The sequence below is a fragment of the Cellulosimicrobium cellulans genome, from assembly GCF_006539945.1.
Classification (GTDB): Bacteria; Actinomycetota; Actinomycetes; order Actinomycetales; family Cellulomonadaceae; genus Cellulosimicrobium; species Cellulosimicrobium cellulans.
In genome coordinates this window covers 299699-323662 of sequence record NZ_BJNZ01000001.1, presented here as the reverse complement: position 1 = coordinate 323662, position 23964 = coordinate 299699, and the positions used below count along the sequence as shown (strand labels likewise).

Below are 23964 nucleotides of genomic sequence, written 5' to 3'. Positions count from 1 at the left end.
GCGGGCGGCCGACCCGGGGCGCGACGACGACGATGCCGGCCCCGAGGGGCCGGGCGCCCGGTCCGTCAGGCGGCGGGGAGGATCAGGCGTCGTCGCGGGCAGGCGACGACGAGCGCCCGCCACGCGCGTGGGCGGGGCGCTCGTCGTCGTGCACCCAGCGCCAGACGCGCGTCACGACGAACCACACGACCGCGGCCGCGACGACCGCGATGACGACCTTCTGGAGCACGCCCGCGTACTCCTCCACGACGTGCCACTGCTCGCCGAGCGCGTACCCGGCGTAGACGAAGATCGTGTTCCACACCGCGCTGCCCGCGGCGGTGAGCGCGGTGAACTTCCACAGCGGCATGCGCTCGACCCCGGCCGGGATCGAGATGAGGCTGCGGAAGATCGGGATGAAGCGGCCGAAGAAGACGGTCGCGCCGCCGTGCTTGAGGAAGAACTGCTCGGTGCGGTCGACGTCCGCGACCTTGACGAGCGGCAGCCGCTCCGCGACCCAGCGCGTGCGCTCGCGCCCGACGAGCGCCCCGACCAGGTACAGCGCCAGTGCCCCGACGATCGACCCGGCCGTCGTCCACAGGATCGCCTCGACGAGGCCGAAGCTGCCCTGGCTCGCGGTGAAGCCCGCGAGCGGGAGGATGATCTCGCTCGGCAGGGGCGGGAACAGGTTCTCGAGCGCGATCGCGATGGCGGCGCCGACCGGGCCGAGCGTCTCCATGAGGTTCACGGCCCACCCGGCGACGCCGTCGAGCGCGGGCTCCGCCGTCGACGCGGCGGGCAGGGCGGCCGAGAGGGCGGCAGAGAGTCCGGAGGGCATGGTTCCCGAGCCTAGGCGAGCGTCGGGAGCCCGCCGGGCCGATGCGGGCGAGACCGTGTGGAGGTCTCGTGCGAAGCCGCTCGGGTTCTCGTGGCGTGCGGGGCCGCATCAGCCGTGCACGCCACGACGCGCGGGCCGGGCGGCCCCGGCAGGCGCGAGCACCAGGCGCCCGACGGCAGACCCGGCCCGTTCGCGCTCGCGAGCGGGCACCGCGTCGTCCGTGACGAGGACGTCGACCTCGTCCAGCGCGGCGACCGGGTGCCACCCGCCGGGCCGCCAGGCCGATCGGCCCGCGAGGACCACGACCCGGTCGGCGTTGTCCACCATCGACCGGCTGACGTCGGCCTCGTCGCGGCTCTGGTCGGCCACCCCGGTGTCGGACGAGATCCGGTAGGCGTCGACGAACGCGAGCGTGCTGGGGAGCTCGCCGAACGCACGCCGCGCCAGGGGGCCGACGAGGGCGTCCGACGCGGTACGCGTGCCGCCGGAGAGGATCGCCGTCAGCAGGCCGTCCCCGGCACGGTCCACCACCCGTGCGACGGCCGTCGAGCTCGTCAGGACCGTGAGGGGCCGTAGTCGTGGGTCAGCCACGATCCGTTCCGCGAGGAGCCGGGTGGTGGTCCCCGGCCCCAGGGCGACGACGCCCCCGGGCTCGATCAGCCGCACGGCGACCTCCGCCCGTGCGTCGTCGCCCGCGCGAGGGACTCCCGTCCGCGGGACGTGCACCGGTCCCCGTCCTCCGGCCGACGTCGCACCACCGTGCACCCGGTGCAGCAGGCCGCGGTCCGCGAGGACGGCGAGATCACGGCGGACGGTCATGTCGGACACACCGAGGTCGCGCACCAGGTCGGCGACCGTGACGACGCCACGGGCGCGCACGGCGACGACGATGCGCTCCCTGCGGACCGCGCCGAGCAGCCGCTCGCCCCTCGGCTCCGCCTGCACGGAGGCGGCGCGCCGGTCGGTCGTCATGGCGGCCTCCTCGACGGTGCCGTCGTGCCTGGTGTCGGGGTGCTGGACGCGCAGCCGGGCTGGAGCCCGCCGCTCGGGCCTCGCCTCGTACGTGCGCGAGGCCCGAGCGACGTGGCTGACGCCGGGGAGCCAGCCGGTCAGTCGCAGTCGAGAGCGTCGTACGCGACGTCGTACCGACCGTCGCGTCCGTCCGTCGCGCCCGCCACCGTGACGGTGCCCGCCTCGAGCCGGGCCGTGCGCGTGGCGAACGACTGGTAGCCGGACCGCTCGGGGCCGACCGCGGCGAACTCGCGTGTGCCGAACGCCGTGGCGATCGAGATGTCGACGGCGGACTGCTCCTGGTTCGTCGCCCGCACCGCGAGGTAGGCCTTGCCCGCCAGGCAGCGCGGCTGGACCTGGACGTCCAGCGTGACGCCCGCAGCGGGACCGGAGTTGGTCACGTCCAGCACCAGCGGCGCCAGGGCGAGGGTGTCCAGGTTCGGGGCCCAGCCCGTGGCGTTGCCCAGCGTGAGGGCGCCGTCGTCGGTGGTCAGGTCCAGAGCGACCGTGTGGGTCCAGAACCCCTTCCACGAGTAGTTGTGCCGGAACGCGCCGCGCGTCGTGTCTCCGCCGGCCTCGCTCACGTCGAGGAAGCGCGTGATGACGTCGGTGTTGTACGCGTGCCCGGTGTTCTTCTCCGCGTTCGCGTACCGCACCACGAGGTCGTACTGGCCCGCGCCCACGCCCTCCGCGCGCGGCCACACGGCGACGCTCTGCGCGCTGCCGCCCAGCCAGGAGACCTGCCGCCCCGACACGTCGGTCGGCTGCGCGACCGACTCCAGCCGTGCGCCGCCCGAGAGCTGGAGCACGTCCTCGGCCTCGACCGTCGTGACCGTCGCGTCGGACTCGGCGGCCCGCGTGGTGGTCAGCGACCCGAGCGCGATGCCCTCGGGCGAGGTGACCGTGAGCTCCGTGATGCCCTTCGCGAGGTGCACCCGCGCCGTCGAGGTGCGCTCGCCCGCGGCGTCCGCCGCGAGACCGGCCACCTCACGACCGTTGAGCCGCAGGCCCACCGTCGTCGCCGCGTCCGCCGAGTAGTCCAGCGTCACGTCGTAGTACCCCGTCGCGCGAGCGGCCACGTAGAACGTCGCCGAGCCCTCGCCCGCGACCTCCACGCGCCCGGCCGTGCCGGCGTCGTAGGAGACCGTCGCAGCGGACAGACGGGCGAGGTTCGCCGGGTAGGTCGAGGTGTCCGGACCGTCGACGCGCTCGAGGTCGAACCGGTCGAGGGTCACGTTCGCGCCCGGCAGCACCGTGGACCCGTCGGCGCTGGCCCGCACCGACAGCTCGCGCGCGCCCGCCTGGAGCTCCACCAGGACCTCGGCCTTGCCGCGGTAGGAGTCCGAGAACCCGGCCTCGTAGCGGATCGTGCCCGCCGGGGCTCCGTCGACGAACAGCGCGTGCGAGCCGGGCCCCACGTTCGGCCCGTTCACTCCCGCGATGACACCCAGGCGGTACGTGCCCGTCGTCGGGACGTCGACCGTCCACGACGCCGACGCCCCCGCCGACGTGAACCCGCGCACGTCCTTGGCACCCGAGGCCGCGAACGTCCACGCGTCCCCGGCCGGACGGTCCACCACGGTCAGACCGGACAGCCGGGTCGACTCCGCCTCGACGCGCTGCTTCCACGTCGTGTCCACGATCGGCGCCTCGTCGAGGACCGGCGTCACCACGACCTGGTACGCCGAGTGCCGGTCGCGGTTCGGGACCACGACCTGCACCGCACCGTCGACCACCGCGACGCGCTCGGCCACCACGACCGGCGGCGCCAGCGCCTCGCCCTCCTGCCCGGTGAACTCGGCTCGCCGCACCTGGACGTCGACCTCGTCGCCGAACACCTCGGCGTCGATGCCCGAGAGGTCGAGACGGACGTCCTTGGCGCCACCGCCGAACAGGACCGTCGCCTGGTGCTTCTCCTCGTCCAGGGCCGCGATGCCCTGCAGCGTGTCGACCTTGTTCAGCGCGGGCGGCGTGAGCTCCACGGTCTCGCCCGTGAGGTCGCCGTACCACTTCAGCAGCCACCAGGCGCCGTTCGCGCCGTTGTTCTTGGCCATGTTGTCGTTGAGGTTGCCCGCGAACGTCCAGTACGCCGTCTGCGCATCGACCTTCTCGTCCTCGAACATCGAGATCCACTGGACCAGCTGGCCCGGGACGCCCATGTCGCGACGCATCGCGTACTCGGTGATGTTCACCGGGAGCGGACCCACCCCGACCTCCCGCTCGATCTGACGGAACTCCGCGAGGTGCGAGCGGAACGTGGCGAGGTTCTCGACACCGAGCTCGTGCCAGGTCCACATGTCCGGCAGGACGTCGTTCGCCTTCGCGTAGGTGAGGATCTGGCGCGTGCTGGTCCCGTGCCACCAGGCGTCACCCGGTCCGGCGATCTTCGCCTCCGGGTAGACCTCCTTGATGGTCTGGTACGCGGCCTTCCAGTCAGCGAGGAACGTGTCCCGCATGACGTTCCAGTCGCCGTACCAGTTGATGCCGTCGGGCTCGTTGAACGGCGTGAAGACGTACCGCTCGGGGTAGTCGGACTCCTCGACGATGCTCGTCACCACGGTGCGCACGATGTCGAGGTAGGTGTCGAAGTCCTCGGGACGCTTGCCGCCGTTGTAGGCCCAGTCGGGGTAGTAGTCCTGGATGTTGACCATCAGGTACTCGCCCCCGTTCTCGAAGAGCGAGCGCTCGACGTCGAGCGGGTCCCCGTTGGGGTGCTGCGCGCCGTGCGGCGCCTTCTGGGTGACGTTGGTCGGCCGGGCACCCGCGATGATCGGGTCGGTGGGCACGCCGTCGTCACCGAGCCCGTACAGCATGCCCGAGGCTCCGCCCTGCACCGCGCCCGTCGACGCCGACAGGTCGACCGTGAGGACCTCGACGTCCTCGGCGGCCGCTGCGCCGGGCAGCACGGTCACCGCTCCGGTGGCGGCGACCACTGATGCCGTCAGTCCTGCCGTGAGTCGGCGGAGCATCCTGCGCCCGCCGTCCGCTCTCTTGCCGTGCATCTGTCCACACTCCTTCGTGCTGTCGGAACGCGGGGCGACCGGGACGACCGCCCCACCGGCGGGGCGCGGCGCCGCCGCCGCACCCCGCCGTCGTGCTGGTGCTCAGTCCGCGAGGACCGCGTTGATCTGCTCGTTGGCCTCCGTCAGCGACGACGCGTCCTTGTTGCCGAGAGCGATGTCCTCGAACGCGACCGACGCGATGGCGTTCACCTCGCCGGCGCGGACCGTGATCGGCGGGAGGAACGTGCGCCCCTCCTCGCGGTAGCTGAAGAACGCCGAGACGTCCCAGCCCTTCGCCTCGAACGCGGCCAGCGCCTTGTCCGCGGACTCAGGGATCGCGGGGAAGACGACGGCGTGCTCGGCGACGATGTCCTGGCACGCGCTGGAACCGAGGTACTTCACCCACTCCCAGGCCGCGTCCTGCTTCTTCGACGACGCGCTGATCGAGTCGGCCACGCCGTTGAAGACCGAGGCGCGGTCACCCGTCGGCCCGACCGGTCCGGGCGCGATCCCGACCTCGATGCCCTCGAGCGCCTTGAAGGTCCCCGTGGCCCAGGAGCCGTTGGTGCCCATGGCGACCTTGCCGGAACCCACCTGGGTGAGCGTCTCCTCGGAGAACACCCCCGCCGCGGGCGCGTAGCCCTTGTCCGCGAGGCCGTAGAACCAGTCGACCGCCTTCTGGAACTCCGGGTCGTCGAAGTTGTAGCGGGTGCCCCACGGGTTCTCGTCCAGGTAGTCCCAGTCCAGCGACCCCGTGAAGTTGGCCCACTGCATCTGGCCCGTCTCCTCGAAGTTCGGGTTGATGCCCAGGCCGTAGACCGCGACGTTCGACTTGTCGAACCCGGCCTCGTCGCCGCGCACGCCGTTCGCGTCCACCGTGAGGTGCGCGACGATCTGCTCGAACGTGCCGCCGTCCTCGGGGTTCCAGTCCGCCGCCCACAGGTCGTCGGCCGTGTAGCCGGCGTCGGCGACCAGCTCCTCGTTGTAGAAGAAGGCGGTCGTGTCCCAGTCCTTCGGCAGCCCGTACAGCGAGCCGTCGGCGTACTGCCACGGGTCGATGAGTCCCTCGGCGTAGACCGTGGTGTCCACAGAGTCCTTCTCCACCAGGTCGTCGAGGGCGACGATCTGGCCCTGCGCCGCGAACTCGCCGTACTTCGACAGGTGGTCGACGAACACGTCCGGACCGGAGCCACCCACGAACGAGGCCGTGAGCTTCGTCCAGTAGTCGTCCCAGGCGAACTGCTCGATCTTGATCGTGACGTCCGGGTTCTCCTCCGTGAACGCCGCGGCGCACGCCTGGTAGGCGGGCACCTGGTTCGAGTCCCAGAGCCAGTACGAGATCTCGTCGCCGGAGCCGCCTGACCCCGAACCGCCTCCGGAGGAGCAGGCGCCGAGGGCGAGGACCAGGGATCCTGCCACCGCGACGTGGACAGACTTTCGCATCGTTGTTCCCTTTCGCAGACATCCGCGTCGATGGTGCGGAATGGTTGTCGGGTCCGACGGCCGCCGTACCCGTGAGCCCCCTGGAGACGAGCGGCTACTTGATCCCCGTGAAGCCGATCGAGTTGACGATCCTCTTCGCGAAGGCGAGGAAGAGCAGGAGCATCGGCAGCGCTGCGAGCAGCGTCGCCGCCATCAGTCCCGCCCAGTCCGGAGATGCCTGGGGGGACTGGGCCCGGAAGATCCCGAGCGCGAGGGTCAGCACTCGTGAGTCGTCGGACTGGCTCACGAGCAAGGGCCACAGGTAGTCGTTCCACGCCGTGATGTACGTGAGGACCGCGAGGGTGACCACGGCGGGCGAGGCCATGGGCAGGACGATGGTGAAGAACGTCCTGAACCGGCCGGCGCCGTCGAGCTTGGCCGCCTCCTCGATCTCGAAGCTGATCCCGGCGAAGAACTGCCGGAGGAAGAACACCGCGAACGGGGTCATGAGCATCGTCGGCAGCGCGATGCCCGGCAGGGTGTCGAGCAGGCCGAGGTCGCGAACGAGCAGGAAGTTCGGCAGGAGGGTGAAGATCGTCGGGACCATCAGGCCGGTGAGGAAGACCGCGTAGACGACGTCGCGCCCGGGCCAGCGCAGGCGTGCGAACGCGTAGGCGGCCATCGCCGAGAAGAAGACCTGGCACACGGTGACGAGCGTCGCGACGACGACGGAGTTCAGCAGGTACCGGGGGAAGTCCATCGAGGCGCCGGACCCACCGTCGGCGAGCGACTCCTGCGCCGTGGCGAGCCCGAGCGCGCGGCGGAAGCCCTCCCAGCTGAACCCGACGGGCAGCGGGTCCGCCGCGCCACCGGGCAGTGCCGCGTTGGTGGACAACGCGGTCCGCAGCATCCAGTAGAACGGGAAGATCGTCACGATCATGAGGAGGACGAGCACGACCCAGCCCAGGACTCGGCCCGGGGTGGTCCGGGGCCGACGTCGACGGGGCGCTGCCTCGGCCGGGGCCTGTCCGGTCGGCGACGCGACGGGTGCAGGAGCTGTGGTGGTCATCGGTACCTCACGCCATGTCGTTCTGGTTTGCCCGGGTGAGCCGGAACTGGACGACCGCGATCACCGCGAGCACCACGAGCAGCGCGACCGACATCGCCGACGCGTACCCGAAGTCGTACCCGCGGCTGAAGGCGACCTCGTAGATGTAGTACTGGATGACGTTCGAGGCGTTCGCCGGCCCGCCCTGGGTCGCGACGGAGACGGTGTCGAACACCTGGAACGAGCCGATCATCGTCACGATGAGCACGAGGCCGAGGTACGGGCGCAGGAGCGGCATCGTGATCGACCGGAACATGCGCAGCTCGGACGCACCGTCCACGCGGCCCGCTTCGTAGAGGTTCTCCGGGATCGTCTGGAGGCCCGCGAAGAGCAGCAGCGCCGTGTACCCGAGGTGCCGCCACACGTTCACCAGGGCGATCGTCGGTATGACGAGGGACTGGTCGCCGAAGAACATGATGCGGTCGCCGCCGAGCGTCTCGACCAGCTCGTTCACGAACCCGAGCTGATAGTCGAGGAGCATCAGGAAGAGCATCGCCGCGACGACGTTGGACACGAGGTACGGGGTGAGGATGATGCCGCGGATCGCCAGGGACTGCGTGAGCCGGTGCATGAGCACCGCCACCACCACGGCGAGCACGGTCTGGAGCCCGATGTTGAGCAGGACGTACCAGATGGTCACCTTGAAGGCGTTCCAGAAGACCGGGTCCGCGATCATCCGCTGGTAGTTCTCCAGCCCGACGAAGCCGCCCGTGTTGAACGCCGTCGAGTCGGTGAGGCTCAGCCAGATCCCCCGGAGCGTCGGCCACAGGAAGAACACGAGGAACCCGATCCCCGCAGGCAGCACGAACAGCAGCGCCGCCGGGAGGTTCCGCAGCTCCTGCGACCGCCGCCGTCCCGCCCGGACCGGTGCGACCGGTCGCGTGCTCGTCGTCCCCGCGCTCATCTCTCGACCTCCACGTGGATCAGGACCGCCTGGTCCGGGTCGAGCGCCGGGACGCTCAGACCGACGGAGCCGAGCGCCGCCCCGCTCAACCGCAGTCCGTCCGCCCACCACGCGGGGGCGGTGCGCGGGTCGTCGCCCCGGACGACGGTCGGGCCGGACGGACGGACACGGTAGGTCGCTTCGGGGTCCAGCCCGGGCAGCCGGACCCGTCCCGCGGGCCACGTGACGTGGCGCTCCCGGAGCGTGAGCCCGTACAGGGCCTCGGTACGGTCCGGGCTCACCGCGCCGTGCAGCCACAGGTCGCCGCCCTCGAGCGAACGACGCACCACCCGGCCCGTGTGCACGAGCTGCCGCACCTGCTTGTAGTGGTCGACCCAGCCGGCGAGCTCCCGGCGTTCCGCCTCGCTGGCCTCGGAGAGGTCCCACTCGATGCCGAAGTGGCCGAAGATCGCGGTCGCGGCCCGGAACGACAGGTCGAGTCGGCGGCCCGTCGTGTGCGCCCGGTCCGCCCCCACGTGGCTGCCGACCAGCTCAGGCGGCAGGAGCTGCGCGGTCCAGCGCTGGATCTGCTGCCGCTCGTGGGCGTCGATGCAGTCCGACGCCCAGACCCGGTCGGTCCTCTCGAGGATCTCGAGGTCGACGCGCGCACCGCCGGACGAGCACGACTCGATCTCCAGTCCCGGGCACTGCTCGCGGATCTCGTCGATGAGGCGGTAGGCCGCGAGCGTCTGCTCGTGGACCCCGGCGCGACCGGTTCGCGTCGACCCCGCATCGACGAGGTCACGGTTGTGGTCCCACTTGACGAAGTCGACCCCGTGCTCGCGGACGACGGCGACGACGCTGGACAGCACGTGCTCGTACGCTCCCGGGTGCGACAGGTCGAGCACCTGCTGGTGTCGCGCCTCGACGGGGAGCCGGCCCTCGACCTGGAGGATCCACTCCGGGTGTCGCCGGGCGAGGTCGGAGTCGGGGTTCACCATCTCGGGCTCGAACCAGAGCCCGAACTCCATCCCGAGCCCCTTGACGTGCCGGACGAGCTCGGCGAAGCGCCCGTCGCCCCAGACCTCCTCGGAGACGGACCAGTCGCCGAGGCCGGTGGCGTCGTCGCGACGCCCGCCGAACCACCCGTCGTCGAGCACGAACCGCTCCACGCCCACGTCCGCGGCAAGGTCGGCAAGCTCCTTGAGTCGGTCGAGGTCGTGGTGGAAGTAGACGGCCTCCCACACGTTCATGACGACCGGGCGCGGCGAGCGCGGGTGCCGGGGGCGGGCGCGCAGGTGGTCGTGGAACCGGGCCGCGAGCGCATCCAGCCCGTCCGCGTGGCTCGCATAGATCCACGGGCCGGTGTACGACTCCTCCGGGGCGAGCTCGACCTCGCCGGGCAGCAGCAGCTCGCCGCCCAGCAGGAGGCGGCGCCCGTCGAAGGCCCGCTCGGCGGAGGTGACGTGGTTGCCGCTGAAGGCCACGTGGACCCCCCACGCCTCTCCGGACTCGAAGCCGAACCCGGGTTCACCGGCGACCAGCACCGTCGCCGCGTCCGCGCCGGTCCTGCCGTGGCGACCCTCGCGGACGTGGGAGCCGACGACGAACGGGGACCGCTGCGGGACTCGCTCCTTGGCCCAGCGCCCGGCGAGGTCGAGGAGCTCGTCCGCCGTCGTGGGAACCGGCAGGGCGAGGCGCAGGCCGTCGAGGGTGTACGGGCGGTCCGCGACGTTGGTCACCCGTCCGCGCAGCCGGAGCAGGCCCGAGGGGAGCAGCTCCAGCTCCAGCCCGAGGCGGAGCCCGGCGTCCGCGTCGTGCGCCTGGACGACGACCGAGCCGCCCTGGGGTAGCTGGTCCACGTCGATCCGCGTCGGGCGGAACCGCGGAGACCAGCTCGCGCCGGCCCGATGGCCGGACAGCCCGGGCGTCCCCGTCCAGCCGGTCCAGGACTCCGGCAGGAGCGCGACGCGCACCCCGTGGTCGACGCCGTTCGTCGCGAGGACCGGCCGGGTCGCCCGCTCGAGGTCTTCGAGGTCCTCCAGGCTCTCCCCGATGTCGGCTCCCCAGTGGAGCACCTCGGGGAGGCCGTCCTCGGGGAGCAGGAGGACGACGGCAGCACCCGCCGCCGCCAGACGGACCACTCGAGGCCAGGCATGGGTGCCGCCCGCGTCTCGGACGTCCTCGGCCACCGTTGTGCTCACCACGTACGCGCACTCCCTCGTCGCCCCGCAGCTGTGCGGGTCCTGCAAACGTTGGTCAGAAGTTAGCGCACACATCCGTGATTCTGCAAACGTTGGTCAGAAGATGTCCGCCGGCGCGCGGACCGGGACGGAGCGCCGAGCGGCGGCGACGGACGGGAGGTTCGGGGACCGCGAGAGGATCAGGCGCGGGGAGGCGCAGCGCTCTCGCGGACGACCAGCTCAGGCTTGGCAGCGCTGTCCTCCGGGCGCTCACCCGTCTCCACCCAGCGCGCGAGCATCCCGAAGGTGCGGCGTCCGAGGTCGACGAAGTCCTGGGCGACCGTCGTCAGGGGCGGGCTCCACATCCGCGCGAACGGCTGGTCGTCGAAGCCGACCACGCTGACGTCCTCGGGCACCCGCCGGCCCTGCTCCGCGAGTGCCCGCATGACACCGATGGCGAGCTCGTCGTTGCCGCACAGCACGGCCGTGACCGCCGGGTCCGCCGCGAGGACGAGCCCGGCCTCGTACCCGGAGTCCGGGTCGTAGCTCGCCTGGATCACGCCAGGCCGCTCGACGCCCGCGCTCTCGAGCGCGCGCCGCCAGCCCCAGGTCCGGCCGCTGCGCGGACGTGTCGACGGGATCGCCACGTGGTGCACGGTGCGATGCCCGAGCCCCAGGAGGTAGCGCGTGGCCTCCTCGCCTCCCGCCTGGTCGTCGAGGAACGCGTGCGGGCGCGGGCCCGGCCGGCGCCGGGCACCGGCCGCCGCGACGACGGGCAGTGCGTCCGGCAACGACTCGAGGGTGCGCACACCGAGCGAGTCGAACTCCACGACGATCGCCCCGGCGAGCGACTGCGACAGGACGAGGTCCACCGCACGATCGAGATCACGCGGCGCCTCGGACTCCACGACGGCGATCGACACCACGTACCCCGCCGCCCGCGCGGCCTCCTCGATGCCCTGGAGGGTGGCGGCGTAGCCGTACCTCAGCGTGTTCCTCGCGAGGACCGCCACCGTCGAACGACGTCCGCTGACGAGCGTCTGCGCCGCTGCGTTGGGCCGGTAGCCGAGCTCGGAGACCGCCGCCTGCACCTTGTCCCTGAGCCGAGGGCTCACGGGGGTACGCCCGGTGAGCACCCTCGAGACCGTCGAGATGCTCACTCCGGCGAGCTGTGCCACGTCCGACAGCACCGGCGGCTGGTGTCCTCGACTCGTCACCCCGGAAGGTTACGCCGAATGTCGACCTACGTTTGCACGCCACGCGTCGTGCGTCCGGGCCGTTCCTCGCTCACCCCATGAGGAGCGCGTCGATCCGTCGGACCGGGTCCCAGGCGCCCGCCTCGCCGTTGGACACGACGACGACCGTCACCCCGGGCGCCCCGGCCGGTGGGAGACCGTCCGGGACGGATCCGCCCGCCTCCGGGTAGTGGCGCAGCATCGCGCTCGACCCGGTGTTGATCCCCTCCTTGTACGCGGAGCGCACGGCGCCGTCGGCGAGCAGCTCGAACTCGAGCCCGAACCCGTAGTGCACGCTCGCCGCGCGCTCCACGCTCTCCGCGTCCTTGTCGTCCGTCTCGTCCGTGTCGCCGTCGTCGTGCTTGACCTGCGGCGTGAGGAACGCGCGCGTGAGGTCGGGCGGCAGCAGCTCGCCGTCGCGCACCGCCGCCCAGAACCTGCCGAGGTCGCGCGCCGTGACGTGCGCACCGCCGTCGGGCGAGCCGACAGGCGGGTAGGAGTAGATGTTCTGCCGCCACCCGATGACGGACCCCTCGCCCTCCGGGCCCTCGCGGACGGGCTCCCAGCCCTCCGCGACGTCGGGCTCGGCCTCGTCCATGCGGAAGAACCCGGAGCGGTCCATGCCCGCCCGCGCGAAGACGTGCTCGCGGACGTACTCGCGGTAGGTGCTGCCGGTGACGGCCTCCAGCGCGAGCCCGGCGAGCACGAAGCCGACGTTGCAGTACCGACACCCCTGCCCCGGCGGGAAGTTCGGCTCCTTGTGGACGAAGCCGGGGAGGAAGTCGGCCGTGCGTGTCACGGAGTACATGGGCCGGTCCACCCACAGCGCCTCGTACGACTCGCCGGCCTCCTCGTCGGCGTCGTCCGCGATGCCCGAGGTGTGGGTGAGCAGGTGCCGGACCGTCACCTCGCGCGGGATCGTCGTGCCGGCGAGGTCGACGTGGTCGTGGATGCGGTCGTCGAGCCCGAGCCGCCCCTCCCCGACCTGCTGGAGCACCGCGACGGCCGTGAAGAGCTTGGTCACGGACGCGACGTCGAACCGGGTGCTCGTGCGGACGGGGACGCCCCACCGGCGCGACGCGACGCCGTACGCGCGCTCGAAGAGCGGGTCGCCGTCGCGCTCGATGCGCACGACGCCGGATAACGCGTCGGCATCGGCAGCCTCCCGCAGGTGGGTGTCGAGGGCGGCGAGGGCGGCGTCGTCGAGCGCGGTCATGCCCCGACGGTAGGCACCGCGCTCCGCCGACCGCCAGCGCTTTACGGTCCGTCCCCCGGGAGACCTCGCAGGTGGGAGCGCTGTCAGAGTACGGTCGCGGCATGGCGACCTCGACGACCCCCGCGCTCGGCGTGATCCTGCCGCGCGAGCTGCCCGCCGACCAGATCGTGCCGTTCGCGCACCGCGCCGAGGAGGTGGGGCTCGACGAGGTGTGGGTCGTCGAGGACCTCACGTTCCACGGCGGGATCGCGCAGGCCGCGACCGTCCTCGCCGCGACGCAGCGCCTGACCGTCGGCATCGGGATCCTGCCTGCGGCGACACGCGCGCCGTCGACCGCCGCGATGGAGGCCGCGACGCTCGCCGCCCTGCACCCCGGCCGCCTGCACCTGGGGCTCGGGCACGGCCTGCCCGCGTGGATGCGGCAGATCGGCGTCTGGCCCGCGAGCCCGCTCGCGATGCTCGAGGAGACGACGTCGGCCGTGCGCGCGCTGCTGCACGGCGAGCGCGTCACCGTCTCCGGCCGGTACGTGACGGTCGACGACGTCGCGCTGCACGCCCCGCCCGCCTCGCCGCCGCCGGTGCTCGCCGGGGTGCGCGGCCCGCGCTCGCTCGAGGTCTCCGGACGCGTCGCCGACGGGACGATCCTCGACATGCCCGTGACCCCGGAGTACCTGGCCGTCGCGCGCGCCGCGATCGACGCCGGGCGCGCGAGCGCGGGCGACGCCGCCCCGCCCGAGCACCGCGTCGTCGCCTTCTCGCTCGGCGCGGTGCACGACGACGTCGCGACCGCCCGCGCCATCGTCCGGCCGCACCTCGCCGTCCTGGGCGAGGCGGACTGGTCGGCGCAGATCGACCCGCTGCCGTTCGCCGACGACTTCCGCGCCCTGCGCGACGCGAGCGACTCCCCCGGGGCCTTCGCCGCCGCGATGCCGGACGCCTGGGTCGACGCGCTCGCCGTCGTCGGGCCGCCCGACGCCTTCCGCGCCCGGCTCGCCGAGCTCGGCGCGGGCGGGGTGTCGAGCGTCGTGCTCGTCGCGACGAGCCCCGACCCCTCCCGACCGGACGACCCGTTCGCGGCGCTCGACGCCCTGGAGGCCGTCACCGCGACCACCCCGTGGTGACATCGTCTCCCTCATGGTCCGAGCAAAGCTGCCGGGACCACGGCGACCCCGTCCCGGCGCCGGTACGCATGTTCCCCGGTCGTGACGACGAGCATGTCGGCAAGCCGGTCGCCGATCTGTTCGCGAAGCCAGAGAAGGTGTCGGACGTCCCGGTCCGTAGGCACTGCGGTCAACTTGACTTCGATGGCCACGACGCGATCGTCGTTGCCCGTCACGACAAGATCGATCTCGTGGCGGCCGTTGAGGTCGCGAAAGTGGCTGACCGTTGCTTCCGAATGCGTCGCGTAGACGTTGACGTCGAGCGTGACGAGCGATTCGAAGAGTGTTCCCAGCAGCGGCTCGGGGCTCAGTGAAGCAGCCGTGGCTCGACCCGCGAGCAGTGATTCCGCCGTGACGTTGAGCAGGCGCGCAGCGAGTGCCGGGTCGGCGAGCTGGTGCTTGGATGCCTGGCTCAGACGCGACAATCTGTTGTCGCCAGGGGTCCACGCGGGGGTGGGATCGAGGAGCCACAGACCCGAGAGCGCGTCGCGATAGCCGAGCGTGGTGGCCTTCGCCGGCTTGTCCCCATGATTGGGTGTCGCGGCGTCGAGGATCTCGGAGTACTTTGCCGTCGTCGACGATGCCGCCGCATACGCAGCGAGCCACGCACGCAGCGACTCTGGCCGGCGTACCGGGTAGCCCTGCTCCGCGAACTCGCGTTGGACGATATCGTCCACGTAGGCGTCGAGCCTCACGCGTCGCAGCCGGGGCGATGCTTCCGAGCGAATGTCCGGAAAGCCTGAGGCTGCAATCTCTTCCGCGTACTCACGGAGCCCGACATCCGTCGCTCCATCGATCGTCGCGTCGCCTTCCAAGAGCGCAGCCAAGCTCACGGCAGGAACCGTGACGCCACGTTCCAGAAGACTCATCGGGCGCATGCGCATGCCCACGATCCGGCCTGCTCCGCTGTGCACGGTTGAGCCCCGGGGCGCAGAACTGCCTGTGAGGAGGAACGTGCCACGTGGCACTCCCTCGTCGACGGCACGCCGGACAAGGTCCCAGACGGCCGGCCAGCGCTGCCACTCGTCGATCAGGAGCGGCGAAGGGAGCGTGGTCAGAAGTCGAGGGTCGGCCTCAAGACGCTGAAGGTCACCAGGATCGTCCAGGCGAAGAACAGAGCGCGCCCGCCGCTGTGCCGTGGCGGTCTTGCCGACGCCCTTGGGGCCGTAGATCGACGTCGCGGCAAGAGCGGGTTGGAGTTCGTCGAGCAACTCGTCGAGCACACGGCGGCGGTATCCCATCGACGGATCATATCCGTCGCCGACGCTAGCTACCATCCCATACGCACACTTTCTACTAGTCCATACGCACACTCGGTACGAGTCTCTGCGCACGCCACCCAGTACTCGATCTGCACACCTTCATCCACTCGGCGGGTCAGTAGCGCCAGGCGCGCATGTCCTCCTGGTAGGTGCGCTGCACGGTCGGGGAGAGCAAGGTCGACGGCGGCAGGTCGCGCGGCGGGTTGTCGGCGGGCAGGCGCGTGGTCGCGGCGAGCGACGCCGCGTCGTGGAACCGCAGGCCCTCGGGGAGCGGCGTGCGCGCGAAGAGCCCGGGGACGTCGTCGAGGTCCCCGGGCCCGGCAGACGCCTCGCCCCCGGGGAGGGAGAGCGCGAAGCCCCACTCGCCGAACGACGGGACATTGACGGTGAGCGGTACGACGGCGCGGTCGGGGGCCGCGGCGCGGACGGTGGACACGACCTGCCAGAACGCGTCGGGCGTGAAGTAGGTGGACGTGGCCTGGGTCGCGAACGCGCCGCCCGGCCGCAGGTGCGCGGCGACCATGCCGTAGAACTCCTGGGAGTACAGCTTGGCGACACGCTCGGTCGAGGGGTCGACGAGGTCGACCAGCACGACGTCGAACGTCTGCGGGGTGTCCTCGACCCAGCGGAAGGCGTCGGCGTTGACGATGCTCACGCGCGGGTCGTCGAGCGCGTGCTCGTTGAGGTCGGTGAGGAGCCGGTTCTCCCGCGCGAGGTCGGTCACCGCGGGGTCGAGGTCGACGAGCGTGACCTCCTGCACCGAGTCGTACCGCAGCACCTCGCGCGTGAGGAGGCCGTCGCCCCCGCCGAGGATCGCCACGGACGCGGGCGCCGCGACCGACGTCATCGCCGCGTGCGCGAGCGTCTCGTGGTAGCGGGCCTCGTCGACGGACGAGAACTGGAGCTGGTTGTCCAGGTAGAGCCGCGTGTCGCCGCGGTACTCGGTGACGACGACCTGCTGGTAGGCGCTGCGCTCCTGCGCCACGACCGGGTCCTGGTACATCCCCGCGCTGATGCGCGTCTCGAGCCACGTGGACGCGGCGAACCCGGCGAGGAGGACGACGAGCGTCACGGCGGCGAGCGCGGTCCACCGCGGCGGGTGGCCCATGCGCGCGAGCATGAACGCCGCGACGGCGACGTTGAGCACCGCGACCGCGAACGCGGTGCGGACGAGCCCGAGGTACGGGAGCAGCAGGAACGGGAACAGGAGCGAGGCCGCGAGCGCCCCGAAGTAGTCGAGCGCGAGCACCTTCGACAGCAGCGAGACGGAGCCCTCGCTGCCCTGCTCCTTGAGGACCGCGACGAGCAGCGGGATCTCGACGCCGATCGCCGTGCCGATCGCGAGCGACAGCACGACGAACACGACCCACGCGAGCTCGGTGGACGCGTACGCCCAGAACAGCGCGAGCACCGACGTCCCGCCGAGGAGCGAGAGCACGAGCTCGTTGCTCACGAAGCTCAGCCCCGCCGTGCGCTGGAGCCGGGGCGCGAGGAGCGAGCCGAGGCCCATGCCGAACAGCGTGAGTCCCGTCGCGACGGAGAACGCGACGACGGAGTCGCCGAACAGGTACGAGGCCGCCGTCCCGAGGATGAGCTCGTAGACGAGCCCGCCGACGGCGACGAGCAGCGCGGCGGCGAAGACCGTGGGCCGGTCCATCGTGCGCGCGTGGCCGTACCGCCCGGACGGGGGCGCGGCGTCGCCCGAGCCGTCCGCGGCGGCCTCGGGCGGGCGCTCCTGCTGGTCGAGCACGGTCAGGAGCTGATCGTCCCCGCGATGATGAGGCCGATCGCGACGGCAAGGCCCGCGATCATCACGCCGAACGCGACGTTGTGCTCGTCGACGAGCTCGCGGTGCAGGTTGAGCCGGAACACCTTGTTCGCCACCACGAGCGTGACCAGCAGCAGGACGATGCCGAGCGCCGAGTAGAGGATGGTCGAGAAGAAGGACCAGAGGAACGCCAGCGGGGCGGCGGCGGTTGCGATCACGGTGTCTCCCGGGGTCAGGTCGTGGGACGGGCGGGCGGGCGTACGGGTGCTGGGAGGGGTCCGGCGGTCGGGCGCGTCACTTGCCGAGCCCGCCGCCACCGCCGCCGTAGACGGACCGGCGCACGCACGTGCCGCTCTGCTCGGTGGTGGTCACCTCGCCGGACGGCGCGACGGTCTCGACGGTGCGGGGCGTGCACGCCCCGTCGCCCGAGGCGGCTCGCGCGGTGCACGAGGCGAAGAGCCCGACGAGCACGACGGCGGCCACCGCGAAGGCGACGAACCGACCCCCGGGGAGCGTGCGCGGCGCGACGCGGCGGCCGAACAGCCGGCGCTGCTCCGCCACGTCGATGCGCCGGCCGCGGTAGACGGCGGTCACGGGACCGAGCGGGCCGGTCGTGCGCTCGATCGAGACGACCGTCCCGTGGGCCGAGAGGTCGACGTACTCGACCTGCTGCCCCACGACGAACGGCTCGGCGAACTGCCCCTCGACGTGCTCGACCCGGCCCGTACCGCGCTCGCGCACGACGAGCGAGTACTGCCGTCCGTCGAGGCGCAGACCGAGGGTGCGGCCGGTGTGCAGCGCCGAGAGGTCGACGACCGGCGGCCACGCCTCGGTCGGGTGCAGGAGCGTGACGTCGCGGGTGTCGTGGTCGTACTCGATCCACACGTCCGAGCCGTCGTGGGCGAGGAGCTGCCACTCCTCCCACGTGAACGTCGTGCCGCCGTGCACGGTCGACAGGACGGCGACGGCGCGAGGCGTCGCCCGCTGGGGCGGCGTGCCGACGAGGTCCTCGCCCACGCGCAGCGCGAGCCGGGGGCGGGTCCGGCTCACACGAGGCTCCGCACGGCGACGTCGGCCGCGCCCAGCGCGTCTGCGAGCAGGGCACGCACGTCCTCGGTGAAGGTGGCGGACGCCGGTGCGCGGCAGGTCGTGAGGGTCACGTAGGCGGTCCCGTGCTCGGGCCACGTGTGGACGGCGAGGTGCGACTCGGCGAGCAGGATCACGACGCTCGTGCCCTGGGGCTCGAAGCGGTGGGACGCCTCGCCGAGCGGCGTCATGCCCGCGTGCCGGACGATCGCGTCGAGGCACCCGCGGACGGTCGGGTCGTCGTCGAGCAGCGCGGGGTCCGCGCCCGTCACGTCGAAGACGTGGACGAGGTTGCGCTGCACGCCCTGGCCCCCCTGTCGCGCTCCTCGGTCCGTGGGCCGCACGCGGGTGAGCAGCCCGCGGTCCGGCGGCCGCGCCGTCGGGCCGCGCACACCTTAGCCGACAGGTCGCACGTCGACCTCTTTGCGGCCAGTCGGCCGTGTCAGATCCTCGTGCTGGACTTCCGGTGAAGGGAGGTGACGTCATGGCGAAGTCTGCGAAGCCCTCGAAGTCCGCTCTGTCCAAGGCGGGCAAGACGCTCGCGAGCAACTCCTCGAGCAAGCCAGCGAAGTCGAAGGCCGGCTCGACGCTCGGCAAGGGCTGAACCGGTGCGCGGGCGGTCGACCCGCGAGGTTGGTCAACGGTCCCGGCTGTACAGGCGGGCCTCGACACAACCAACCTGACGCTGCAAGACCGACCGTTTGTCAGGCGTCGCAGAGGTGGACTTCGCAACGCCTGACAAACGGCGGTTCTTGAGTTCTTCGCTACGTCGCGCCTGGTGAGCACAGCCATCGGCGGGGTCGGGTGGTGGACGTCACGGCGGAAGGTCGTATCGCCCCTACCTTCGGGCGAGACGGATCGGCTAGTCCGCCCTGAGTCGCCCTTCGCCGTCGATCCTGAGCCGGACGGGCGAGGTCTCGCTCGTCCGCAGCACCTCGTCGATGTGCGTGATCAGCAGGGCACAACCTGCCCACTGCGTATCTCGTCCAGGCCAGAGCACCTCGCCGTCGTCAGCGACCGCGTCGAGGAAGCGGTTCAGGTCGTCGTCGGCGACGTCCAACACGATCGGCGGGTCGTACGACATGCCGTCCCAGCGGTGAAGCAGCGCTCCACCTTCGGCGACCCGCACGTCGTTGCCGTCGCCGGAAGACTGGAGCGCGAGCTGCTCGACGATTCGAGTGGTCATGAATTCGAAGGGTAGGTGGTGATGATGTTCTTCGAGACTCGGGCCACGACGACGTTCGAGTACTTGACGTCGCGCACTCGACCGCTGCGGTCGCGGATCTGGACCTCCGTCTTGAAGACGTCGGCGTCGTTCCGACTCTCGTACCAGACGTGAGCCGGGTAGCGCAGAGCCTCGTTGATGGCCCAGTCCGCGAGCGTCCGCCAGCTCGAGCTGCCGCCCATCGCCTCCGCGACGTGGGACCCGAGGTCGACGATGGCGGGGACCGCTCAGTCCGGCTGTCCCGGGGCGTCCACACAGGAGTCAGGTCCATCTCGACGAGGAGGCCATCATGTCCGTTCAGCTCAGCCCCTACCTGAACTTCGACGGCGACGCGCGTGACGCGGTGGAGTTCTACGGCACCGTGTTCGGCGTGACGCCGGACATCAGCACCTACGACTCGATCGGCCCGGTGGACGACCCGGCGCAGGCGAAGAAGGTCATGCACTCGCAGCTCGAGCTCCCGATCGAGGGCGCCGGGACGCTCATGGCGTCGGACGTGCCGCCGGGGACGACGCTCACCGACCACGCGTCGGTCGCGCTGTTCGGCGGCCCCGACGACCGCGAGCGCCTCCGTGCGTGGTTCGCCGCGCTGTCCGAGGGCGCGCAGGAGGTCATGGCGATGGAGACCGCGCCGTGGGGCGACGAGTTCGGCATGCTCACCGACCGGTTCGGCGTCGGGTGGCTGGTGAACGTCGCCGGCGCCACGACGCCCTGACCGAACGGCAGGGCGCCCCAGGGGGCGAGCGACGCGAGTGGCACGTATCGTCGTCCCGCTCACGAGACGGGAGACCTTCCACCATGGCGGACGGAGTGACCGGAGGCGTCCAGGTCGAGGACGACGCGCGGCACTGGGTGATGTGGGGAGAGATCGACTTCTCCGTCGCCCACGCGGTCAAGGAGCGCCTCGCTGCGACGATCGGCCACCGGCCGTGGACCATCGACCTCTCGCGGGTCACGTTCATGGACTCCGGCGGCCTCCACCTCGTCCTCATGGGGACGCGGGCGGGGTACCGCCCCCGGCTCCTGCGCGCGCCCGAGCACGTGCGCCAGCTGCTCGAGTTCAGCGGGGCGCTCGGTCTCGTCGAGCTCGTCGAGACCGCTGCGGACGTCCCGGACCCCGACCCTCCGCACGAGCGCTCGGCCGGCTGAGCCGCGCGTTACCCCTCCCGCCGCCTCTGGACAGGACACCCGATGAGAGCGTGGACACCCACGACCGAGATGGTTCGACAGCTGTACGTCGCCGGGCGCGAGTCTCGCAGCCCCGCCGAGACGCTGCGCATGCACCCGGACGAGATCGCGGCGGAGTTCGACCGCTGGCTCGACACCCTCCGCACGACGGCCGTCCAGCCGCCCGTGGCGACGGGCCTTCCCGACGCGTCGTAGCGGAGCGAGCCGTCGACGTGCGAGCCCGGCCGGTCCCTGCCATGCTGACGGATCTGGGGGCAAAACTCGCACAGCAGACAAAAGGGAGAAATCCATGGGTTGGCTCGCGTACATCGTCCTCGGCCTCGTCGCTCGCCGAGTGCACGAGGACGCGTTCGCGCGCGGGCGCGCCGCCCGTGACGGTCCGGCCGGGTTCGGCCGCGACGGTCCGCAGCGCCGGCTCGTCGACGAGGAACACGCACACCTCCGGGTCGGGGGACGATCGCCGCCGGGGCGGGAGCTGGGCCGCCTCGCCGGTCTGCGTCCGTTCTACCAGCGGCCACCCACGTCGCGGCGCCGATTCGTGCCGGTGGCCACGACTCCCCTACTGTTCCCGTCGAAGCCGGAGCCCCGTCGAGACCCTGCGTCCCCGTCGACCGTGCGCCGGACGCTACCGAAGGAGGACCCCATGGCCGTGCGGTTCGTGCCGCCCCCGGGGTGGCCCGTCCCCGAGGGCTTCACCCCCACGACCGACTGGCACCCGGACCCGTCCTGGCCGGCCCCGCCCCCGGGCTGGGTGTTCTGGGAGGACGCCGCGACCTCGGGGTCCCCGGTCCCCGTGCCCCTCCCGGACGCGCCGGTCCTCCGCACGACCGAGCCCCTGCCGTCCGGGGCCGGGACGCCGACGCGCCGGTCGCTGCGCGCGCGCTCGTCCGGAGCGACCCCCGCGGTCGGAGCGACCTCGGTGGTCGGCGCGGCCCCGGTGGTCGGTGCACCCGGCACGGGTCCGGGGGTCGACGCGACGCACGTGGCGACGCTCGCCCCGGTCGCGACGGGCGCCGTCGACGACCACCCCGTCGCCGGCTCGACGATGATCCTCCCCGCCCTCGGCGCGCTGCTGGACGACCCGGCCGTGCGCCCGGCGGTCGCGGGCGCGGCCCCGACGGTCTCGGCCGGAACCGCGCGGTCCGGCGTGGTCCCCGTCGGCCCGTCGCCGGCCGCGGCACCGCCGCGCGCGACGGCGGTCCCGGCGCGCGCCTCCGGGGGCGTCGGTCCGCTCGCGCTCCCCGGTGCCGACGACGACGAGGACGCCGCCCCCGACCGCGGCCGCCGATGGCTCGTCCCGACCGCCGTCGGCCTCGCGGGCGTCGCTCTCGGCCTGCTCGTCGGCATCGGTCTGACGCTCTCCGCACAGGGGGAGGCGCAGCGCGAGAAGGCCGAGGCGCAGCGTGTGCAGAGCGAGGTCGCGGCCGAGCGCGAGCAGCTCGAGTCGGAGCGGGCCGACCTGGAGGCCCAGCGCGCCGAGCTGGACGCGGCGACGACGCAGCTCACCGAGCGCGAGGCGGCGATCACGAAGGCCGAGGAGGACGCCGCCAAGCGGTCGCAGGAGCTCGACGACCGGCAGAAGCAGCAGGACGAGCGCGACCAGCAGAACCGGCCCGGCCCGGGGAACGACGGCAACGGCAACAACGGCAACGGCAACGGCAACGGCGGGAACGCCGACGACGGCAGCTGGGACTGGGGCGACTGGGGCTGGTGAGACCGCAGCGACCCCCCGGCGAGCCCGGACGTCACTTCTCCGGGTCGGGGTGCTCGGCGAGGTGCGCGTAGCGGCTGAGGATGCGTGGCCACCCGGTGAAGCGCGACCGCACGCGCTCGCTGCCGGGCGCCCACCCGCCGTGCTCGAACCGCACGGCGGTCCCGGTGGCGCTCGGCCGCAGGTCGACCCGGACGAGCGACGCCCGGCCGGGCGGCTGCCCCGGGGTGAACGTGTGGGCGAGGTGGGTCGCCCGCTCCCAGAGCGTCACGCGCCCCCACACCTGCTCGTCGGCGCCGTGGGACGCGAGCACGCGACCGCCGACGACGGGCTCGACGACGAGCCCGGAGAACGACCCGGCGTCGTCGGTGTACCCGGGGGGCCACCACTCCGCGATCCGGTCGACGTACGTGTCGAAGGCGACCTCGACGGGGCACGCGAGGCGGAGCTCGTGGACGATCGGGGCGAGGCTCATGCGGTCCTCCCGGGTGCGACCGGGACGCGGCGGCCGGTGCGCGTCAGGATGCAGTGAACCGCGCCCGACGACGTCGCGCCACCGGTGGCTCGTCGGCGCCGGTGCGCGGCGCGCGCGCCCGGTCTCCACGAACGTCTCACGGACACGTCACCGCTTCCGGTCGCGGAACGCACGTCCCTCACGGAAGGTGGGAGGCGTGCTGACGCGATCTCCCTCCCACACCCGCTCCCACGCCCCGGACAGCGAGACCCCGATCTACGACGCGCTCGTGGTCGAGCACGAGAACATGCTGCCGCTCGTGCACCTGGGCCGGGCGCTCAGCGGGGAGATGGTCACGGTCGCTCGCCCCACCGGGCTCTCGCCCCGCCTCCTCGCGGCGCACGACGCCCCGGCTCTGCCGCGCCGCCGTCGCGCGGGCTGAGGGGCGCCCTCCCTACAGCACGTGCGCGAGGAACGACCGCGTGCGCTCGTGCTGCGGGTCCCCGAGCACCTGCTGAGGCGTGCCCTGCTCGACGATGACGCCCTCGTCCATGAAGACGACGGCGTCCGCGACCTCGCGCGCGAACCCGATCTCGTGCGTCACGACCATCATCGTCATGCCGGACCGCGCGAGGTCGCGCATGACGGCGAGCACCTCGCCGACGAGCTCGGGGTCGAGCGCGGACGTCGGCTCGTCGAACAGCATGAGCTCGGGCTCCATCGCGAGCGCCCGCGCGATCGCCACGCGCTGCTGCTGCCCGCCGGAGAGCTGCGCCGGGTAGTGGTCCGCGCGGTCGGCGAGGCCGACGCGCTCCAGGAGCTCGGTGGCCCGTGCGCGCGCGGCCGCCTTCCCGAGGCCCTGCACCTGCACCGGCGCCTCCGCGACGTTCTCGAGCGCGGTCATGTGGGGGAACAGGTTGAAGCGCTGGAACACCATGCCGATGCGCGAGCGCTGGCGCGCGACGACCTTGGGGTGCAGGCGGTGCAGGCGGGTGCGCCCGTCCTTGGTCACCTCGCGGTAGCCCATGAGCTCGCCGTCGACGCGGATGCGCCCACCGGTGATCTCCTCGAGCTCGTTGACGCAGCGCAGGAGCGTCGACTTGCCGGACCCGGACGGTCCCAGGACGACGCACACCGAGCCGCGCGGGACCTCGAGGTCCACGCCCTTGAGCACGTGCAGGTCGCCGAACATCTTGTGCAGGCCCTCGACCTGCACCATCGGCGTGGCGTCCG

24 protein-coding genes are annotated in these 23964 nt (G+C 72.3%); 6 read left to right on the top strand and 18 right to left on the bottom strand.

What is annotated here, in order from left to right; translation table 11 throughout:
* Positions 1–82: 82 nt before the first annotated feature.
* The 9 genes from CCE02nite_RS01390 to CCE02nite_RS01350 form a co-directional block, all read right to left on the bottom strand.
* The gene (locus tag CCE02nite_RS01390; RefSeq protein ID WP_141387454.1) at positions 83–817 is read right to left on the bottom strand and encodes a DedA family protein; all 735 of its coding nucleotides are present in this window, start codon (positions 815–817) and stop codon (positions 83–85) included.
* Positions 818–925: 108 nt separating this feature from the next.
* Positions 926–1789 carry a DeoR/GlpR family DNA-binding transcription regulator gene (locus CCE02nite_RS01385; protein WP_141387453.1) on the bottom strand — a complete coding sequence of 288 codons (864 nt, stop codon included), beginning with the start codon at positions 1787–1789 and terminating at the stop codon, positions 926–928.
* Between the two features lie 137 nt (positions 1790–1926).
* Positions 1927–4830: a hypothetical protein gene (locus CCE02nite_RS01380; protein ID WP_141387451.1), complete on the bottom strand. Its 2904-nt coding sequence runs from the start codon at positions 4828–4830 to the stop codon at positions 1927–1929.
* A 102-nt stretch (positions 4831–4932) separates the two neighbouring features.
* Positions 4933–6273, bottom strand: a complete 1341-nt coding sequence (locus tag CCE02nite_RS01375) for an ABC transporter substrate-binding protein (protein WP_141387448.1) — start codon at positions 6271–6273, stop codon at positions 4933–4935.
* A 94-nt stretch (positions 6274–6367) separates the two neighbouring features.
* Positions 6368–7321: a carbohydrate ABC transporter permease gene (locus CCE02nite_RS01370; RefSeq protein WP_141387446.1), complete on the bottom strand. Its 954-nt coding sequence runs from the start codon at positions 7319–7321 to the stop codon at positions 6368–6370.
* Between the two features lie 7 nt (positions 7322–7328).
* Positions 7329–8264, bottom strand: coding sequence for a carbohydrate ABC transporter permease (locus CCE02nite_RS01365; RefSeq protein WP_141387444.1), 936 nt, complete (start codon positions 8262–8264; stop codon positions 7329–7331).
* Positions 8261–10447, bottom strand: coding sequence for an alpha-galactosidase (locus CCE02nite_RS01360; protein WP_255318566.1), 2187 nt, complete (start codon positions 10445–10447; stop codon positions 8261–8263). Before CCE02nite_RS01360 ends, CCE02nite_RS01365 begins: the two co-directional genes overlap by 4 nt.
* A 179-nt stretch (positions 10448–10626) precedes the next feature.
* Positions 10627–11643: a LacI family DNA-binding transcriptional regulator gene (locus CCE02nite_RS01355; protein ID WP_141387440.1), complete on the bottom strand. Its 1017-nt coding sequence runs from the start codon at positions 11641–11643 to the stop codon at positions 10627–10629.
* A gap of 70 nt (positions 11644–11713) precedes the next feature.
* Positions 11714–12877, bottom strand: coding sequence for a serine hydrolase domain-containing protein (locus tag CCE02nite_RS01350; protein WP_141387438.1), 1164 nt, complete (start codon positions 12875–12877; stop codon positions 11714–11716).
* Between the two features lie 101 nt (positions 12878–12978).
* Between CCE02nite_RS01350 and CCE02nite_RS01345 the strand changes: the two genes are divergently transcribed.
* Complete coding sequence (locus CCE02nite_RS01345; protein ID WP_141387436.1) at positions 12979–13998, top strand: LLM class flavin-dependent oxidoreductase; 1020 nt, start codon at positions 12979–12981, stop codon at positions 13996–13998.
* Between the two features lie 11 nt (positions 13999–14009).
* On the opposite strand, the gene CCE02nite_RS01340 is transcribed toward CCE02nite_RS01345, so the two are convergent.
* The 7 genes from CCE02nite_RS01340 to CCE02nite_RS01310 all read right to left on the bottom strand — a co-directional run bounded on the left by CCE02nite_RS01340 (position 14010) and on the right by CCE02nite_RS01310 (position 19560).
* On the bottom strand, positions 14010–15278 hold the full coding sequence (locus tag CCE02nite_RS01340) for an ATP-binding protein (RefSeq protein ID WP_141387434.1): 1269 nt from the start codon (positions 15276–15278) through the stop codon (positions 14010–14012).
* Positions 15279–15414: 136 nt separating this feature from the next.
* Positions 15415–17049 (bottom strand): polyamine aminopropyltransferase, encoded by a 1635-nt coding sequence (locus CCE02nite_RS01335; protein ID WP_255318565.1) that lies wholly within the window; start codon positions 17047–17049, stop codon positions 15415–15417.
* Between the two features lie 2 nt (positions 17050–17051).
* On the bottom strand, positions 17052–17285 hold the full coding sequence (locus CCE02nite_RS01330; RefSeq protein WP_047231757.1) for a DUF350 domain-containing protein: 234 nt from the start codon (positions 17283–17285) through the stop codon (positions 17052–17054).
* A gap of 76 nt (positions 17286–17361) precedes the next feature.
* On the bottom strand, positions 17362–18117 hold the full coding sequence (locus tag CCE02nite_RS01325; RefSeq protein WP_170227174.1) for a DUF4178 domain-containing protein: 756 nt from the start codon (positions 18115–18117) through the stop codon (positions 17362–17364).
* Complete coding sequence (locus tag CCE02nite_RS01320) at positions 18114–18455, bottom strand: S-adenosylmethionine decarboxylase family protein (RefSeq protein WP_170227173.1); 342 nt, start codon at positions 18453–18455, stop codon at positions 18114–18116. Before CCE02nite_RS01320 ends, CCE02nite_RS01325 begins: the two co-directional genes overlap by 4 nt.
* Before the next feature lie 560 nt (positions 18456–19015).
* Positions 19016–19339, bottom strand: a complete 324-nt coding sequence (locus CCE02nite_RS01315; RefSeq protein WP_141387427.1) for a hypothetical protein — start codon at positions 19337–19339, stop codon at positions 19016–19018.
* On the bottom strand, positions 19336–19560 hold the full coding sequence (locus tag CCE02nite_RS01310) for a hypothetical protein (RefSeq protein ID WP_141387425.1): 225 nt from the start codon (positions 19558–19560) through the stop codon (positions 19336–19338). The genes CCE02nite_RS01315 and CCE02nite_RS01310 overlap by 4 nt, the downstream gene beginning before the upstream one ends.
* Positions 19561–19667: 107 nt before the next feature.
* Here CCE02nite_RS01310 and CCE02nite_RS01305 point away from each other — a divergent pair, with 107 nt between their 5' ends.
* The 4 genes from CCE02nite_RS01305 (at position 19668) to CCE02nite_RS01295 (ending at position 22280) form a co-directional block, all read left to right on the top strand.
* On the top strand, positions 19668–20093 hold the full coding sequence (locus tag CCE02nite_RS01305; RefSeq protein ID WP_141387423.1) for a VOC family protein: 426 nt from the start codon (positions 19668–19670) through the stop codon (positions 20091–20093).
* Positions 20094–20176: 83 nt separating this feature from the next.
* A complete protein-coding gene (locus CCE02nite_RS01300; protein ID WP_141387421.1) occupies positions 20177–20527 on the top strand; it encodes an STAS domain-containing protein in 351 nt (116 codons plus the stop codon).
* A 69-nt stretch (positions 20528–20596) separates the two neighbouring features.
* Positions 20597–20761, top strand: a complete 165-nt coding sequence (locus CCE02nite_RS20335) for a hypothetical protein (protein WP_170227172.1) — start codon at positions 20597–20599, stop codon at positions 20759–20761.
* 448 nt (positions 20762–21209) lie between these two features.
* Positions 21210–22280: a hypothetical protein gene (locus tag CCE02nite_RS01295; RefSeq protein ID WP_141387419.1), complete on the top strand. Its 1071-nt coding sequence runs from the start codon at positions 21210–21212 to the stop codon at positions 22278–22280.
* Between the two features lie 31 nt (positions 22281–22311).
* Here CCE02nite_RS01295 and CCE02nite_RS01290 read toward each other — a convergent pair whose 3' ends face one another.
* Entirely contained in the window at positions 22312–22752 is a 441-nt protein-coding gene (locus CCE02nite_RS01290) for an SRPBCC domain-containing protein (RefSeq protein WP_141387417.1), read from the bottom strand.
* A 196-nt stretch (positions 22753–22948) separates the two neighbouring features.
* Here CCE02nite_RS01290 and CCE02nite_RS01285 point away from each other — a divergent pair, with 196 nt between their 5' ends.
* The gene (locus CCE02nite_RS01285; RefSeq protein ID WP_141387415.1) at positions 22949–23173 is read left to right on the top strand and encodes a hypothetical protein; all 225 of its coding nucleotides are present in this window, start codon (positions 22949–22951) and stop codon (positions 23171–23173) included.
* A gap of 12 nt (positions 23174–23185) precedes the next feature.
* Here CCE02nite_RS01285 and CCE02nite_RS01280 read toward each other — a convergent pair whose 3' ends face one another.
* The gene (locus tag CCE02nite_RS01280) at positions 23186–23950 is read right to left on the bottom strand and encodes an amino acid ABC transporter ATP-binding protein (RefSeq protein WP_141387573.1); all 765 of its coding nucleotides are present in this window, start codon (positions 23948–23950) and stop codon (positions 23186–23188) included.
* Positions 23951–23964 lie beyond the last annotated feature (14 nt).